This window comes from Microvirga sp. P5_D2 (genome assembly GCF_054049475.1).
Map to the genome: position 1 here is coordinate 26,071 of NZ_JBFUMH010000034.1, position 15,798 is coordinate 41,868.

20 protein-coding genes are annotated in these 15,798 nt (G+C 63.2%); 9 read left to right on the plus strand and 11 right to left on the minus strand.

Translation table 11 applies throughout. The annotated features are described in order from the left end of the window. Window positions 1–55 precede the first annotated feature (55 nt). The 5 genes from map (at window position 56) to ACXJKO_RS11840 (ending at window position 3,474) form a co-directional block, all read left to right on the plus strand. Complete coding sequence (gene map, locus ACXJKO_RS11820) at window positions 56–805, plus strand: type I methionyl aminopeptidase (protein ID WP_457091288.1); 750 nt, start codon at window positions 56–58, stop codon at window positions 803–805. Window positions 806–812: 7 nt separating this feature from the next. Beyond that, entirely contained in the window at window positions 813–1,133 is a 321-nt protein-coding gene (locus ACXJKO_RS11825) for a phosphoribosyl-ATP diphosphatase (RefSeq protein ID WP_457091289.1), read from the plus strand. 18 nt (window positions 1,134–1,151) lie between these two features. Continuing rightward, a complete protein-coding gene (gene coaA, locus ACXJKO_RS11830) occupies window positions 1,152–2,129 on the plus strand; it encodes a type I pantothenate kinase (RefSeq protein WP_457091290.1) in 978 nt (325 codons plus the stop codon). Between the two features lie 51 nt (window positions 2,130–2,180). Next, window positions 2,181–2,699, plus strand: a complete 519-nt coding sequence (locus ACXJKO_RS11835; protein ID WP_457091291.1) for a YidH family protein — start codon at window positions 2,181–2,183, stop codon at window positions 2,697–2,699. 94 nt (window positions 2,700–2,793) lie between these two features. Then, entirely contained in the window at window positions 2,794–3,474 is a 681-nt protein-coding gene (locus ACXJKO_RS11840) for a gamma-glutamylcyclotransferase (protein WP_457091292.1), read from the plus strand. Window positions 3,475–3,481: 7 nt separating this feature from the next. On the opposite strand, the gene ACXJKO_RS11845 is transcribed toward ACXJKO_RS11840, so the two are convergent. The 5 genes from ACXJKO_RS11845 to ACXJKO_RS11865 form a co-directional block, all read right to left on the minus strand. Beyond that, the gene (locus ACXJKO_RS11845; protein WP_457091293.1) at window positions 3,482–4,483 is read right to left on the minus strand and encodes an adenosine kinase; all 1,002 of its coding nucleotides are present in this window, start codon (window positions 4,481–4,483) and stop codon (window positions 3,482–3,484) included. Window positions 4,484–4,555: 72 nt separating this feature from the next. Continuing rightward, a complete protein-coding gene (locus tag ACXJKO_RS11850; protein ID WP_457091294.1) occupies window positions 4,556–4,963 on the minus strand; it encodes a helix-turn-helix domain-containing protein in 408 nt (135 codons plus the stop codon). A gap of 4 nt (window positions 4,964–4,967) precedes the next feature. Continuing rightward, the gene (locus tag ACXJKO_RS11855; protein WP_457091295.1) at window positions 4,968–5,534 is read right to left on the minus strand and encodes a Smr/MutS family protein; all 567 of its coding nucleotides are present in this window, start codon (window positions 5,532–5,534) and stop codon (window positions 4,968–4,970) included. A 10-nt stretch (window positions 5,535–5,544) separates the two neighbouring features. Beyond that, window positions 5,545–6,660 (minus strand): murein transglycosylase A, encoded by a 1,116-nt coding sequence (mltA, locus tag ACXJKO_RS11860; RefSeq protein ID WP_457091296.1) that lies wholly within the window; start codon window positions 6,658–6,660, stop codon window positions 5,545–5,547. Window positions 6,661–6,710: 50 nt separating this feature from the next. Beyond that, complete coding sequence (locus tag ACXJKO_RS11865; RefSeq protein ID WP_457091297.1) at window positions 6,711–7,433, minus strand: Tim44/TimA family putative adaptor protein; 723 nt, start codon at window positions 7,431–7,433, stop codon at window positions 6,711–6,713. 279 nt (window positions 7,434–7,712) lie between these two features. On the opposite strand from ACXJKO_RS11865, the gene secB reads away from it, so the two are divergent. Continuing rightward, window positions 7,713–8,201, plus strand: coding sequence for a protein-export chaperone SecB (gene secB, locus ACXJKO_RS11870; protein ID WP_457091298.1), 489 nt, complete (start codon window positions 7,713–7,715; stop codon window positions 8,199–8,201). Between the two features lie 222 nt (window positions 8,202–8,423). On the opposite strand, the gene dnaQ is transcribed toward secB, so the two are convergent. From dnaQ to ACXJKO_RS11895, 5 genes are read right to left on the minus strand one after another with little or no spacing between them, the layout of a single operon-like run. Next, complete coding sequence (gene dnaQ / locus ACXJKO_RS11875) at window positions 8,424–9,152, minus strand: DNA polymerase III subunit epsilon (protein WP_457091299.1); 729 nt, start codon at window positions 9,150–9,152, stop codon at window positions 8,424–8,426. A 17-nt stretch (window positions 9,153–9,169) separates the two neighbouring features. After that, complete coding sequence (gene coaE, locus ACXJKO_RS11880) at window positions 9,170–9,769, minus strand: dephospho-CoA kinase (RefSeq protein ID WP_457091300.1); 600 nt, start codon at window positions 9,767–9,769, stop codon at window positions 9,170–9,172. Further along, a complete protein-coding gene (locus ACXJKO_RS11885; protein WP_457091301.1) occupies window positions 9,766–10,614 on the minus strand; it encodes a shikimate dehydrogenase in 849 nt (282 codons plus the stop codon). Before ACXJKO_RS11885 ends, coaE begins: the two co-directional genes overlap by 4 nt. Before the next feature lie 8 nt (window positions 10,615–10,622). Continuing rightward, complete coding sequence (locus ACXJKO_RS11890) at window positions 10,623–11,240, minus strand: Maf family protein (RefSeq protein WP_457091302.1); 618 nt, start codon at window positions 11,238–11,240, stop codon at window positions 10,623–10,625. Window positions 11,241–11,243: 3 nt separating this feature from the next. Then, the gene (locus tag ACXJKO_RS11895; protein ID WP_457091303.1) at window positions 11,244–12,077 is read right to left on the minus strand and encodes a pyruvate, water dikinase regulatory protein; all 834 of its coding nucleotides are present in this window, start codon (window positions 12,075–12,077) and stop codon (window positions 11,244–11,246) included. Between the two features lie 414 nt (window positions 12,078–12,491). Here ACXJKO_RS11895 and hemE point away from each other — a divergent pair, with 414 nt between their 5' ends. The 3 genes from hemE (at window position 12,492) to rho (ending at window position 15,483) form a co-directional block, all read left to right on the plus strand. Then, window positions 12,492–13,529 (plus strand): uroporphyrinogen decarboxylase, encoded by a 1,038-nt coding sequence (gene hemE / locus ACXJKO_RS11900; protein ID WP_457091304.1) that lies wholly within the window; start codon window positions 12,492–12,494, stop codon window positions 13,527–13,529. Window positions 13,530–13,532: 3 nt separating this feature from the next. Further along, window positions 13,533–13,958, plus strand: a complete 426-nt coding sequence (hemJ, locus tag ACXJKO_RS11905; RefSeq protein WP_457091305.1) for a protoporphyrinogen oxidase HemJ — start codon at window positions 13,533–13,535, stop codon at window positions 13,956–13,958. A gap of 259 nt (window positions 13,959–14,217) precedes the next feature. Beyond that, entirely contained in the window at window positions 14,218–15,483 is a 1,266-nt protein-coding gene (rho, locus tag ACXJKO_RS11910; protein WP_213564810.1) for a transcription termination factor Rho, read from the plus strand. Window positions 15,484–15,565: 82 nt separating this feature from the next. Here rho and ACXJKO_RS11915 read toward each other — a convergent pair. Continuing rightward, on the minus strand, window positions 15,566–15,798 hold a 233-nt coding region (locus tag ACXJKO_RS11915; RefSeq protein ID WP_457091306.1), incomplete at its 5' end, for a transposase.

Consider the following 15,798-nt stretch of genomic DNA (forward strand, 5'->3'; position numbering starts at 1 on the left):
CGCCTGCATCGTGGCCCAGCGCGCCGCAGCCCGGACAGATGAAGGAATTTAGCCTATGACGGTCTCCAACGAGGATGATCTCAACAAGCTTCAGGAAATCGGCAGGATCGTCGCCAATACCCTTGAGGCCATGGCTGCGGCGCTTGAGCCGGGGATGACGACGGCGGAGCTCGACATGATCGGTCGCAAGCTTCTCGAAAAAGCCGGTGCTCGTTCCGGCCCGGAGCTCGTTTACGATTTTCCCGGTGCAACCTGCATCAGCGTGAACGAGCAGATCGCTCACGGCATTCCCGGGACTCGCCGGATCGAGGCAGGCGATCTCGTCAACATCGATATCTCGGCGGAAAAGAACGGGGTCTATGCCGATACCGGCGCTTCTTTCATGGTTCCGCCGACCACCAATGCCATCAAGCGGCTGTGTCGGGACGGCCGACGCGCGATGTGGGTAGGCCTGCGCCAGGTTGGTGCCGACAAGCCGATTGCGGGGATCGGCCAGGCCATCGGGACATTTGCGGAAAAGAACGGCTATACCCTGGTCCGCAATCTGGCGAGCCATGGCATCGGCTATTCCCTTCATGAAGAACCGGGAGAAATTCCCACTTGGCCGGATCGCTCCGAGAGGCGGGTCATGAGTGAGGGCCTCGTCTTTACGGTGGAGCCCTTTCTGTCGCTGGGTGCGAACTGGGCGACCGACGGCGATGATGAATGGACGCTGCTCAGCGACCCGCGCGCTCCGACGGTCCAGTACGAGCACACGGTCGTCGCCACACGCAACGGTCCCCTTGTCGTAACATTACCGGGCTAGTTCAACCATGACCTCCTTCACCCTCGACGATCTCGCCCGCATCGTGGCCGAGCGTGCCGCGGCTCCCGCAAGCGAATCCTATACGGCGAAGCTTCTCAGCGGCGGGCCGGCCAAACCGGCCAAAAAGCTCGGCGAGGAGGCGGTGGAGGCAGCCATCGCCGCCGTGCAGGGCGACCGGCAGAACCTGACGGCGGAAGCGGCGGACGTGCTGTATCATCTTTTGGTCGTGTTGCAGGGCGCGAACATTCCGCTAAGTGAAGTAATGGCCGAACTGGAGCGCCGCACCGTACAATCGGGGCTCGCGGAGAAAGCCTCGCGCAAGCTTTGAGACGAAAAGGCGGTTCGCATGGACCAGCTCAACGTGTTGCAGAACCTGCCGGACGATGACGGCCTCTCCCCCTATCGCACATTCTCGCGCGACGAATGGGCGAAGTTGCGTGCCGATGCGCCCATGACGCTCACCGCCGACGAGGTGATGCAGCTGCAATCCCTCAACGATCCGATCTCGCTCGACGAGGTCGCCGCGATCTACCTGCCGCTGTCCCGCCTGCTCTCGCTTTACGTCGCGGCGACGCAGGGGCTGTTCAAGGCGACCCAGCGCTTCCTGCTGGCCGAGCAGGAGGAAAAGGTGCCCTACATCATCGGCGTTGCCGGATCGGTGGCGGTGGGCAAATCCACCACCGCCCGCGTGCTGAAGGCGCTTCTCGCCCGCTGGCCCAACACGCCGAAGGTCGGCCTCATCACCACGGACGGGTTCCTTTTACCCAACGCCGAGCTGACGCGGCTTGGCCTGATGGAGCGCAAGGGCTTTCCGGAAAGCTACGATACCGGCAAGCTTCTGCGCTTTCTCGCCGACATCAAGGCGGGCAAGCGCAACGTGAAGGCGCCACTCTATTCCCACCTCGTCTATGACGTGGTGCCCGGCGAGGAAACCACGGTCGACCGGCCGGATATCCTCATCGTCGAGGGCCTCAACGTGCTTCAACCCGCACGGCTGCCCAAGGACGGCGAGGCCATTCCCTTCGTGTCCGATTACTTCGACTTCTCCGTCTATATCGACGCGGAGGAGGAGGACCTGCACCGCTGGTACGTGAACCGCTTCCTGCGCCTGCGCCACACGGCCTTCCGCGATCCGCTCTCCTATTTCCGCCGCTACGCCGAGCTTGCGGAAACGGAAGCCATCGCCACCGCCGACGGCCTCTGGAACCGCATCAACCTGGTGAACCTGCGCGACAACATCGTGCCGACCCGCCAGCGCGCGAGCCTGATCCTGAAGAAGGGCGCAAGCCACCGGATCGAGACGGTGGCGTTGCGGCGGCTGTAATCTCAGATCCATTTCGCAATCTTGAGCGTTGTGCCTCTGTAAGGAGGCCGCATGCCCACACCCCCGGTCGAGGAAAAGCTCAAGCGCAGCGCCGAGCACGCGAAGGAAGCCGCTGTCCAGACTCAGGAAGCGGCTGAAAACACGCAGGAGGCGGCCGAGCATACGCAGGCTGCCGCTCAAACCAGCGCCGTTGCCAGCGTGCAGATGAAGGACAGCGCGGACCGGCGCACGGAACTGGCCGCCAACCGCACCGTCTTCGCCGCCGAGCGCACTTATGCAGCCTGGGTGCGCACGGGTCTCGCCTCGCTCGCCGCCGGCATCGGCGCGCAGAAGCTGCTCGAAGGGGTGGTGCCGGGTTGGATGATCCTCTCGACCGGCTCGGTGCTGGTGTTCTTCAGCGCCTTCTGCTTCGCAGCCGCCGTCTGGCGTCAGCTGTTCACCGGAGCGCAGCCGCCTCACCCGGACGTGCAGCAACTCTCGCCCTTCCTGCTCGTGCTCTTCAACGGCTTCCTGGCGCTTGTTTCGCTCGCCGCCTTGTTCGGGCTGTGGTTCGGGAAAACGGGTGGGTAAGACCTATGGGCCCTGGATTTCTGGAAGGGGGTCCACTTAGGCTAGTCTTTTTGGAATGAGCACGAGTGGAGGTGATCCCATGGGAGCCCGGCAGATGGCGCTGACATCTGATCTCATCACGCTCGTTCATCGTGCTCTCGATGATCCCGGACCGGAACCTGGGCTCGTCTATCATGACGCGGCAGATTACGATGCTGTCGTCGCCAGGATTCTGGCATCGCATCCACCTGCCAGCGATGTTTGGCTCTTCGCCTATGGTTCCCTGATCTGGAAACCGGAGATCGAGCATACGGGGGCACGGCTGGGTACGGCGCGCGGGTGGCATCGCGCCTTCTGTTTCCGGATCACCCGCTGGCGTGCGACGCGAGAGCAGCCCGGGCTCATGATGGCGCTGGACCGGGGCGGGCAATGCCAGGGAATGCTCTACCGTCTTCCCGGGCATTCGCTCCCGGAGCAATTAGGAAAACTGTTTCGGCGCGAGTTTACCGTGAAGCCGGCGAACTCCATGCCGCGTTGGATCAAGGTCGAGACCGATGAAGGGCCCGTTACGGCCCTTGCCTTCGTGATGAACCGTCAGGCCCCGGCCTATGTCGGGCGGCTCGCCCCAGAGGAGGTGGCCGATGTGCTCGCCAAGGCCTGCGGGCATTGGGGATCGGGAGCCGAATACCTCCACAACACAGTTCTTCACCTTGAAGAGAATGGCATTCACGACAGCAATCTCTGGCGGCTGCAAAAGCTCGTTGCCGCCAGGATTGCCGAAGCCGTGAAAACTTAGGCGCTCGTCAGGCGAGGAGCCCTTCCTGCTGCGCCAGCTCGCGCAGGCTCGTCTGGGGGCGTGCGCCGAGATGGCTGATGATTTCGGCGGCAGCCAGGCCGCCGAGGCGGGCGCAATCCGTGAGGCTGAGGTTCTGCGTCAGGCCGGCAAGGAAGCCGGATGCGAAGAGATCGCCAGCACCTGTGGTGTCGACCACGCGCTCGACGGGGAAGGCGGGAACGGCGAGCGTCTCGCCGCGGCTCACCACCAGCGCGCCGTCGGCCGAGCGGGTGATCACGCCGAGCACCTTTTCCTCGCGGAGCGCCGCGAGGGCGCTCTCGGCCGAGGAGGTACCGTAGAGGCTCTGCAGCTCGTGGATATTGGCGAAGAGGATATCGAGGCTGCCATCGCGCATGAGGCCTAAAAACTCATCGCGATAGCGGTCGACGCAGAAAGCATCGGAAAGCGTGAGCGCCACCTTGTTGCCGGCCTCGTGCGCGATCTTCACGGCCTTGCGGAAAGCTTCCTTGGCTGCCGGCGGGTCCCACAGATAGCCTTCGAGATAGACGATGTTGGAGGCGCGCACCGTATCCGGGTTCACGTCGTCGGGCGTGAGGTTCTGGCAGGCGCCGAGATAGGTGTTCATGGTGCGCTCGCCGTCCGGCGTCACCAGAATGAAGCTGCGCGCGGTGGCGGGGCCGTCCTGGGCAAGTGCCACATCGTAATGGACGTCAATGGCCTTCAGGTCGTGAGAGAAAAGCTTGCCCGTCTCGTCGTTCTTCACCTTGCCGATGAAGCCCGCCTTCACACCGAAGGAGGCAGCGCCCGCCGCCGTGTTGGCGCCGGAACCGCCGGACACGATGGTGGCGGGGCCCATATCCCGATAGAGCTCCTCGGCGCGATCCTCGTCGATAAGCATCATGGCGCCCTTGTGCACCTTCTTCTGGAGCAGGAAGGCCTCGTCGGTATGGGCGAGCACGTCAACGATGGCGTTGCCGAGCGTGAGCACGTCGATGCGGGTCTGGGACATGAGTAACCGAATTGCTGAATGAGTTGAGGCGCTTTGGCATCCATGACCGTCGGGGTCAAGACTTAAGCCTTGTCAGACCGCATCCTGCACGGCCTGGATCGGCACCAGGGCACGGCGCTCGCGGCTTTGCGCTCGGTCGAGGATGGCGAGCATGTCCTCGAGTTCGCCTCCCGAGAGATTCCGGATTTCGCGGGCGAGACGGTTGGCGAGAAGCGTGGCTTTCGGGTCGGCGCCGGCGGTATCGATTTTTACACGCGGGTCGGAGAGATCGGCCAGCCGCTTCAGCTCGTCGGCCTCGTCCCAGATGATGTGGAAGTACTGGAAGACACCCTGGATGAGCGCCCAGGTGGGCTTGCCGCGCTCTCCGCGCTCGAGCGCGGAGAGATAGGCGCTCGACACGCCGAGATGGGCGGCCATGTCCTTCAACATGAGACCGCGCTCGCGGCGCAGCTGCCGCACCCGTTCACCAAAGGGAGTCATCGCACTATCCTGCGCCCCGCCTGCGGCGGAGCCTGACATAGAGTGCACCGGAACCGCCATGTTGGGGAGAGGCCTCTTCGAAGCCGACCACAAGAGATCTGAGATCGGGTAGGCGAAGCCAATGGGGCACCATGCGGCGTAAGACCCCTCGCTCCTCGAACAGGCCGGGACTTAAGGCCGCGCCGCCTTTACCGGTAATCACCAGCACGAGGGCATAGCCCGAATTCTGGGCCCGATGGAGAAAGCGCAGGAGCGCGAAATGCGCCTCGTCCTGGCGCATGCCGTGCAGGTCGATAACACTGTCCACCTCCTTGCGGCCCCGGCGCAGCGCTACCAGGGTCTTGCGCTCCACGGGCGCGAGCGGCGGCAGAGCCGGCTTCTGAACCGGAAGCGCGGGCAGAACCGGGGAGGGCGAGGTGATCTTCGGGGGAGGCGCGGTCGCCGGCTCCTCGTCCGGCTCGGGCTCGACCGGCAAGAGCTTGCCCTTCATGGGCGTGACATGGCGCGCCACATGGGACCAGAGCCGTCGTTCCTCGGCACTCAGCTGGCGTGATCGGCGGCGCTTGGTCATGCTGAAGGGATCACTTAGCTTTCGGCTGCAGCACCACGAAGCGGGTGGTATGGCGCATAAGGCCCGCGCGAACGCCCGCCTCCTCGCCGCTGCCGAAGAAGAAATCGCCGCGCGCCGGGCCGACGATGGCCGAGCCCGTATCCTGCGCGATCATCAGCCGGCGCAGGGGCTCGGCTTTTTCGAGCGAGAACGGCAATTCACCCTCCAGCCAGAAGGGCAGGCCATAGGCCCAGAGCGAGCGATCGACCGCGAGGCTGCGGCCCGGCACGAGCGGAATGCCCGATCCGCCGATGGGTCCATCCTCCGGCGCCAGCTCATCGGCCTCGCGGAAGAAAATGTAGGATTGGTTCTGGCGCATCAGGTCTTTTGCCGGACCGGGATTGTCCTTGAGCCAGCCCATGAGCTTGGCAAGCGTCATGGATTCCAGGTCCATCTCGCCCTGCTGTACCAGGAGCTTCCCGATGGAGGTGTAGGGCCTGCCGTTGCGCCCGGCATAGGCCACGCGCATCACCGAACCGTCGTTGAGGCGGATGCGGGAGGAGCCCTGCACATGGATGATGAAGGCCTCGCCAGGCTCACGAAGGTAGACGACGGGCTTTGCCCGCAACCCGAGCGCACCATCCTCGATGGCGGCGCGGTCCGGATAGGGCTCGTAGCCTTTGGCCGTGCGACGCGCGGCCTGGAAGCTTTTGTCGATGCCGGGAAGAGTTTCCCCCTGCGCGACCGTCACCAGATCGTCGGGCCGGGCGAGCAGGGGCACCTTGAAGGTGGAACTGGCGGTGCGAGACCCGCGGAATTCGGGTTCGTAATAGCCGGTCAGAAAGCCCCTGCCGGAATGGGGGTGAATGGCGAAGGGCTGGAAATGCGTCTCGAAAAATCCGCGCGCCTGGGCGCGTGTCGGGTTCCCGGCGTTCAACGCCTCGCGGCAGATACCCAGCAGCTGCTTTTCAGGCAGTTTCGCCGGGCGCAGTTCGGCGGCGCTGGCGTCGAGGGCGCGGCAGGAGCGGAGAAAGGCCCTGAAGGCGGCGGCGTGATCGTCATCAGCCCAGCCCGCCAGATCCGCGAATGACAGGGGCTCCAGGCGCGCCTGTCCCGCCAGGCCGGATGCGGCCTCGCTCGACGACATGCTCATTGTCCCGATAAGGAAACACGCGAGGAGGACTCGCCCCGCATGGATCATTGCCCCGCTTCGGTCGCGACAAGCTGCCAGTTCGGATCACGGCTGCCGAGCGTACGGGCGAAGGTCCACACATCGGTGACCTCGGCGACGCTGTCGGGGCTTCCATCCACCACATTGCCGGAGGTGTCGCGGGTTACGGTGATCAGCTGCGAGAGGAAGCGCACCGCAATCTGTCCCACCTTGCCGTGAATCTCGGCGCCGGCCATCTCGGCCTTGTCGATGGACACGAAGGTGGTCTCCACGCGCTCGCCGCGCTGCTCGCGCTCGGTGATGGCGCGCTCGAAGCCCTCATAAACTTCTTTCGACAGAAGATCCTTGAGGGTCTTGCGGTCGCCGACAGCGAAGGCAGAGACGATCATCTCATAGGCGGACTTGGCGCCCTCGAGAAATTCGGCAGCGTCGAAATTGGGTTCGGAGCGGGCGATCTCGTCGAGCGCCGCCGCCATGGGCGTGCCGGGCTCCGCGATGCCCTTCCAGCGCTCGGCAGTCTGGACCTCGGCGGCGGGGCGGGCGCCGTTCGCGCCGGGAAGGCGCACCACATTGTGATCGGGCTCGGGCGTCTGGTTGCCCGGACGCACCGGCGCATCGCGGCGCGACAGCGGATCGAAGGGCGGCTGTTCGCTGCCGGTCTTCTGCCCCAGCACCGAACGGAGGCGCCAGATCACGAAGATTGCGAGAACGATAAAAATGAGGGTCGTGATGTCGAAGGAGTCCTGCATCGTCGATCCAGTTGTCAGCCTGTCGGGATCCGGTTTTGGGCCGGGCATACCCCAAAGGGAGAAGGTGTGATCCTTTGCATATGGGGCCTAGGGGTCGTAACATCCACCTTTCCCCACGACAAGCGAAGGAGGCTCGCAAAATCGGGGGCTTGCAAAATCTTGCCTCTCGCGCCGGAAACATGATAGCGCGGAGTTCCACGGCCCGTCGCCGATCAGGCGCTTTCGAACGAAGCGCCACGTCCGGGCTCGACCGATACCCCTCTTCGGAGCACGAAAACCATGGCCGACAACCCGGCAAACAACGGAGCGCCCGGCGCAACGCCCGCGCTGAACGCCCTTGCGCAGTACTGCAAGGATTTCTCGTTCGAGAACCCCAACGCGCCCCGCTCCCTGCAGCAGCAGGCGGAAGGCCCGCAGATCAACCTGCAGGTCAACGTGAACGCCAAGCAGCTGGCCGAGGCCGATTTCGAAGTGGACCTCACCCTCGAGGGTGATGCCAAGGTCGGCGGCAAGGACGTGCTCTTCGCCTTCGAGCTCACCTATTCCGGCGTGTTCCGCGTGCAGAACATCCCACAGGACCAGCTGCACCCGGTGGTCATGATCGAGTGCCCGCGCCTGCTGTTCCCCTTCGCCCGCCAGATGGTTGCCGAAGCGGTACGCAACGGCGGCTTCCCGCCCCTCTATATCGACCCGATCGATTTCGTGGCTCTCTACCGCCAGCGCGCGGCCGAGGTCCAAGGCCAGCCGGGCGGCCAGATTCTGTCGTAAGACAGTTCAGCTTTTCCAGAATTCGAGGGCGAGGCGGGCGACTGCTTCGCCCTTTTTGTTTTTCACTCCGCCTTCAAGAGATGCGGAATGACACACCACGTCATGGCCGGGCTTGTCCCGGCCATCCCGATCCGAAAAGCGCTGCGCCTCAATTCATCGGATCACCGGCACAAGGCCGGTGATGACGTGAGGAAGTTTGATGTGCGGAAAAGATGCCTCAGCTCAGGGCGAGGTTTCCGGCGAACCCTCGCCCATATATTCGCGCCACAGCGCGCTTGCCCCAAGCTGCTCGATGAAGGCGGCGTGGGCCGCGCGCTCCGCATCCGTCAGACGCGAGATCATGGGGCGCTGACGAATCTCGCGCGGCGCGCCGGCATCGGTGCGCGCGGCAGAACCCGCGCCCTTCGCGGGCTGCGCGGTGAGATCGAAGCCGACCTGACGGCCACCGATCAGCTCGATATAGACCTCGGCCAGGATTTCCGAGTCGAGCAGGGCGCCATGCTTCGTGCGCTTGGAATTGTCGATGCCATAGCGCGAGCAGAGCGCATCGAGATTGTTCGCCGCACCAGGATGCTTGCGCCGCGCCATGATGAGCGTGTCGACCGCATCCGGAAGACTGACCGCCGGATGGCCGGTGCGCGCGAATTCCGCGTTGATGAAGCCGATATCGAAGGGCGCGTTGTGGATGACGAGGCGGCCGTCGCGGATGAAATCGTAAAATTCGTCGGCGATGGCGGCGAAGACCGGTTTGTCGGCGAGAAATTCGTTGCTCAATCCGTGCACCGCGAACGCGCCGGGATGCACCGGAAATTCCGGGTTGATATAGACGTGATAGGTCTTGCCGGTGGGAATGTGGTTGAGCAGCTCGACGCAGCCGATTTCGACGATCCGGTCGCCCTTGGCGTGGTCGGTGCCGGTGGTTTCGGTATCGAGAACTATTTCACGCAACATCGTCAAACACTCGTCTCTCAAATCTGTGTGTGCCGTCCCGGCCGCCCGGCGAGGCTGGCGAGAATGGACCGCACCTGCGCCGTCGCGGAGTCGAAACCCCGGCCGGTATCGACCAGAAAATGCGCGCGGGCGCGCTTCTCGGCATCCGGCATCTGTTTAGCCAGGATCGCACGAAATGTCTCGTCCGTCATGTTTGGTCGCGCCATGACACGCTGACGCTGCACATCCGAAGGCGCTGTCACCACCAGCACCGCGTCGCAGCGCTTCTCACCGCCGGTTTCGAAGAGGAGAGGAATATCGAGCACGGCGATGGTCGTCGTGACGGAGGACAAAAATTTCTGCTCCTCCTCGCGCACCAGCGGATGCACGATGGATTCGAGCTGTTTCAATTTTTCAGCATCGCCCAGCACGATTCCACCGAGGGCGCGGCGGTCGACCACACCATCGGTGACGGTGCCGGGAAAAGCTCGCTCGATCAGCGGCGCGGCGCGGCCGCGATAGAGCGCGTGCACGGATGCATCCGCATCGTGAACCGGAACGCCGAGCCGCCGGAAGAGATTGGCGGTAGCCGATTTTCCCATGCCGATGGAGCCGGTCAATCCGAGGATGAACGTCATGATTGGCTCGCGAGATCGGCCACGATGATGGCGCGCAACTCCGCCGTCACCTGCGGTTTCACGCCGAACCAACGCTCGAAGCCGGGTGCCGCCTGATGCAGCAGCATCCCCAAGCCGTCCACTGTGCGCAATCCGCGCGCTTCGGCGGCGGCGAGAAGTGGCGTGCGCAGGGGAACGTAAACAATATCGGAGACAATCGCGTTGTCAGGCGCTTGTCTCAAATCGGTGGGCAGAGGCGGCTGGCCCGCCATGCCGAGCGACGTGGTGTTGACGATGAGCTGCGATTGCGCGACGCCGCGTTCGAGATCGTCCCATGCGAGCGTTTCGATTTTGACCGCGCTGGTGCCGCTCAAAGCGCGCACCAGTTCCTCGGCTCGCTCGCGCGTGCGGTTGGTGACGAGAATGCGCGTGAGCGAGCGATCCTGAAGACCCGCAACGATGCCGCGCGCGGCACCGCCCGCGCCGAGAACGAGCACGGTATCCACACTCTGCTCCCAGCCTGTCCCCAGGCTCGCATCGAGATTAGCCATGAAGCCGAGCACGTCGGTGTTGTCGCCCCAGATCTGGCCGTTCTCGATCCAGAGCGTGTTCACGGCGCCCAATCTCTCCGCGCGCGCCGTCATGCGGTCGACGGCGGCAAAGGCCGCTTCCTTGTGCGGGATCGTCACGTTGCCGCCGACGAAGCCCTGGCTCTCGAAACCGTTGAGGAAATCCCCGAAGTTCACAGGCGCCACATCGATGCGCTCATAGGAGCCGTCGATCCCATACTGCTTCAGCCAATAGCTATGGATCAGCGGCGAGCGGGAATGCTTGATCGGATGGCCAATGATGAAGGCCTTCTTCATGACGGTTCCTAAAGAGACAGGCAGCCGAGACGGCGCAGGGCTGAGAGAAGCGGGAGCAGGGGAAGGCCGAGGATCGTGGAGTGATCGCCCTCGACGGTCTCGAACAGGTGAGCCCCCAGGCTTTCATAATGATAGACGCCGACGCTCTGGAGCACGTCGGGACCGGCAAGTTCGAGATAGAGATCGATGGCCTCATCCGTTAGCCTGCGCATAGTGAGGCACGCGCTCGCATCGAATTGTTCGACCACCTTACCGCCGATGGCGATGGCGCCGGCGGAATGCAGGAAGTGGGTCTTTCCCGAGAGCGTCTGCAATTTTCGATGGGCCGCTTTGCGGTTCGGCGCCTTGTGGAACAACACGTCCTCGCAGGCGAGAACCTGATCCGCGCCGAGCACGACCCGTTCCGGATGGCGGCGGCTGACGGCGAGCGCCTTCTCGGCGGCCAAACGCGCCGCCAGTTCCAGAGGATCGAGGGCTTCCTTCTGAACTGCTGCCTCGATGGCCCGCTCATCGACCTCAGATTTCTGCGTTTCCACCATGAGCCCCGCGCTCATGAGCAAGCGCAGACGCGTGGCGCTGGTGGAAGCGAGCAACAGGTTCTCGGTGGGGGTCCAGAGCAGGGGCATGGCCTATTCCGCGATGAATTTCAGACGGTGGTCCCGGTAGTGATCGATGATCGCGGCCGCCGTCTCCTCGATGGAGCGGCGGGTCACGTCGATCACGGGCCAACCATGTCGTGCGAAGAGCCGCCGCGACACCGCGATCTCCTCCGCCACCGCGTCGCGGTCCACGTAAGACGTGTCGTCATCCGCCTTGAGGCTGAGCAGCCGGTTCTGACGGATCTGGACGATGCGCTCCGGGGACGCCACGAGGCCGATGATGAGGGCCTTACGGGCCGTCTCCAGAATCGCCGGCGGCGGGATGCCGGGCACCAGAGGAATGTTCGACGTCTTCAAGCCGCGATTGGCGAGATAGATCGCGGTCGGCGTCTTGGACGTGCGGCTCACGCCCACCAGGATCACATCCGCATCGTCGAGATCGTCGGGCAGGTGCCCGTCATCGTGGAGGAGCGTGAAGTTCATGGCGTCGATGCGCTTGAAATATTCCGCGTTCAGCATGTGCTGAGCGCCGGGCCGCGCCGTCGAATGGGTGCCGAGATAGGAGGAGAGCAGGGAATGCACCGGCTCGAGCACCGAGAGGAACGGTGAGCTCGTCGCCCGGCAGGTGTCCTCCAAGCGCTGAGCAAGTTCCGGTTCGACGAGGGTATAGAGAACGATGCCCGGCGCGGTCTCGATCTCGCTCAACACCCGTTCCAGCTGCGTGGTGGAGCGCACCAGGGGATAGACGTGCTCGATGGCCGCCACCCCTTCATACTGGGCCACCACCGCGCGGGCGACCGTGATCAGGGTCTCGCCGGTCGAGTCCGACACGAGATGGAGATGGAAATAGCTGCGTCCCGCCAAGGCCTGTCTCCTGAGACGGATTGCTCCCTCACCCCATGTATGAAGCACGGGAAAGGAGTCGATAAATGTGGATAGAACGGCTGTTCGCCGAGGTCCAGGGAAAGCACCCTGTGAGTCCGTCGGACGATCATCAACAGGGCTGCCCGTTGTGCGACTCTGCCGACGCCGAATTGGGAGAATCCGGTACGAATCACCTCCAAGGGTTCGATTCAGACTTCGTTAATCTCCATTAACGGGCTGTTAAGCTTTAAGATTTCGGAAAGGATTGAGGCAGAGCTGCCCCAATCGTAAACGAATGGTTAACGCCCCGGGCAATGTGGACCGCTTGTGGACGGGCTTGCGGCTTTATGATTCACGGCCCAAGAGAAACAACAGATTCTAAGATTCAAAGATTCTTATATTTAGAGAGGCCCTGTGAGCGAGCGTCCCACCAAAGCGATCCTTCGTGTGCTGAACGGCGAAGCAGTCTGGCCTCTTCCGATCTGGATCATGCGTCAGGCCGGCCGTTATCTTCCGGAATACCGGGAGACCCGTAAGCAGGCGGGTTCCTTCCTCGACCTTTGCTACAATCCCAGGCTTGCCGAGGAAGTGACCCTTCAGCCGATCCGCCGTTTCGGCTTCGATGCCTCGATCCTGTTCTCGGACATTCTTGTCATTCCGCATGCTCTCGGCCAGGACGTGCGCTTCGTCGAGAACGAAGGACCTAAACTCGATCCGATCACCTCGCAGGAGGACTTCAAGAGGCTAGCCGAAGAGCTGCCGCTGGAGCGGCTGGAGCCCGTCTTCGAAACCCTCGACCGCCTGAAGTCATCGCTGCCGAAGGAGACCACGCTCCTCGGTTTCTGCGGCGCGCCCTGGACCGTTGCGAGCTACATGATTGCCGGCAAGGGCACCCCGGACCAGGCGCCGGCGCGGTTGGCCGCCTATCGCGATCCGGCTTTCATGGATGGGCTCATCGACAAGCTGGTGCGGGCCTCCACCGCCTATCTCATCCGCCAGATCGATGCGGGCGCGGAAGCGGTCCAGATTTTCGAGAGCTTCGGCTCGGCTCTGCCGCCGGCTCTCTTCGACCGGCTGTCCCTCGAGCCGATCCGCCGCATGGTGGAGGGCCTCAAGAGCGCACGGCCTCAGGCCAAGGTGATCGTGTTCGTGCGGGGAGGCGGCGCCAACCTCCATCGCTTCGCATCAGCCGGGATCGGCGATGGGCTGGCCCTCGACTGGACCCTCGATCCGGCCCTCGTGCTGCCGACCCTGCCGGATACCATCGCCACCCAGGGCAATCTCGATCCGCTCGCTCTGATCGCCGGTGGTGAGCCCATGGAGAAGGGGATCGACCATATTCTGAACGCGGTGCGCGGCCGCCCGCATATCTTCAATCTCGGCCACGGCATCCTGCCGGAGACACCGACCGCTCATGTCGAGCAGATGATCGCTCGCGTGCGGGGGGCTTAAAAAATGTTGTATCTCTGGATCAAGGCGTTCCACGTCATCGCGATCATCGCCTGGATGGCGGGCATGCTCTATCTGCCGCGCCTCTTCGTCTATCATTGCGAGACGCAAAAAGGTTCGATCCAGTCCGAGACCTTCAAGATCATGGAGCGGCGCCTGCTCAAGGCGATCATCAACCCGGCGATGATTACCGCCTGGGTGCTCGGCCTCTACCTGATCTGGGACGGCGGCTGGTACACCTCCGGCTGGCTCCACGCGAAGGTGCTTCTCGTGCTGATCCTGTCCGGCATGCACGGGTTCCTGTCGAAGACCGTCAAGGTCTTCGCCGCCGACCAGAACGTGCGTCCGGCGAAATTCTACCGAATGATCAACGAGGTGCCGACGGTTCTGATGATCGGCATCGTCATCCTGGTGATCGTGAAGCCGTTCTGATTTGCACCGGTCATCCCGGATCGCTAACGCCGTCCGGGGTGACCGCCAGTAAAGCTTTTCCAAACAGCACTTGAGAAATCCCGCGAACGCGGCTATAAAGACCTTCTCTTCCATAAAAGACAGGTTGCGCTGCACCGGGGGCCTACAGGGCTCTTAAACAGTCACTCTTCGTGGACTGGGTGGCCCTGTCGAATATTTCCCCGATCTCCCCCGCGCACAGTGAACCTGCCCGCGCTTTTTACCCCGAGAGTGTTCCCCGATGAGGGAAATCAAGCTTCAAGACCTGAAATCCAAATCCGCCACCGAACTCATCACCTTCGCCGAGGAACTCGAGGTCGAGAACGCGAGCACGATGCGCAAGCAGGAGCTCATGTTCGCCATCCTCAAGCAGCTCGCTGCCCGCGAGGTGGAGATCATCGGCGCCGGCGTCGTCGAGGTGCTGCAGGACGGCTTCGGCTTTCTCCGCTCGGCCGATTCGAACTACCTGCCGGGCCCGGACGACATCTACGTGTCGCCGAGCCAGATCCGCAAATTCGGCCTGCGCACCGGCGATACGGTGGACGGCCCGATCCGTGGACCCAAAGAGGGCGAGCGCTACTTCGCCCTGCTGAAGGTCAACACCATCAATTTCGAGGATCCCGAGAAGATCCGGCACAAGGTGCATTTCGACAACCTGACGCCGCTCTTCCCGCACGAGCGCTTCAATCTCGAGATCGCCGATCCCACGCGAAAAGATTTCTCGCCACGCATCATCGACATCGTGTCGCCCATCGGTAAGGGCCAGCGCGCGCTCATCGTCGCGCCGCCGCGCACCGGTAAGACCGTGCTGATGCAGAACGTGGCGCAGTCGATCACTACCAACCATCCCGAGTGCTACCTCATCGTGCTGCTCATCGACGAGCGCCCGGAGGAAGTCACGGACATGCAGCGCTCCGTGAAGGGCGAGGTCGTGGCCTCCACCTTCGACGAGCCGGCGACCCGCCACGTGCAGGTGGCCGAGATGGTGATCGAGAAGGCCAAGCGCCTGGTGGAGCACGGCCGCGACGTGGTGATCCTGCTCGACTCGATCACGCGTCTGGGCCGCGCCTACAACACGGTGGTTCCGTCCTCCGGCAAGGTGCTGACCGGCGGTGTGGACGCCAACGCGCTCCAGCGCCCGAAGCGCTTCTTTGGTGCCGCCCGTAACATCGAGGAGGGCGGTTCGCTCACCATCATCGCGACGGCGCTCATCGATACCGGTTCGCGCATGGACGAAGTGATCTTCGAAGAGTTCAAGGGCACCGGCAACTCGGAAATCATTCTCGACCGCAAGGTCGCCGACAAGCGTACCTTCCCGGCCATCGACATCACCCGCTCCGGCACTCGTAAGGAAGAACTGCTGGTGCCGAGCGACACGCTCAAGAAGATGTACGTGCTGCGCCGCATCCTCAACCCGATGGGCACGGTGGACGCCATCGAGTTCCTGCTCGACAAGCTGCGTCAGACCAAGTCGAACAGCGAGTTCTTCGACTCGATGAACACCTAATCGCCGGACTATTCGGCTGTATCATCACCCCATCCTCCTCGCGGAGGGTGGGTTTTTTGTTTGGGCCTAGAGCAACGGGCATTCAGACGAATCCATATCCGGCAGCGGTGAAGTAGTTGCGGCATGCGTCGGGCTCGACCAGATCGCAAATGTCGCCGATGGCGTGCCAGAGCGCCTCAACGGTTCGGGCTTCGGCTGTGCGCAAGTGCGCTTTGATCTGGGAGAAGACCTGCTCAATCGGGTTCAAATCCGGACTGTACGGTGGCAGGAACAGGAACCAGGCGCCTCTTTGCTTCAGGCAGTGTACGGCCTTCT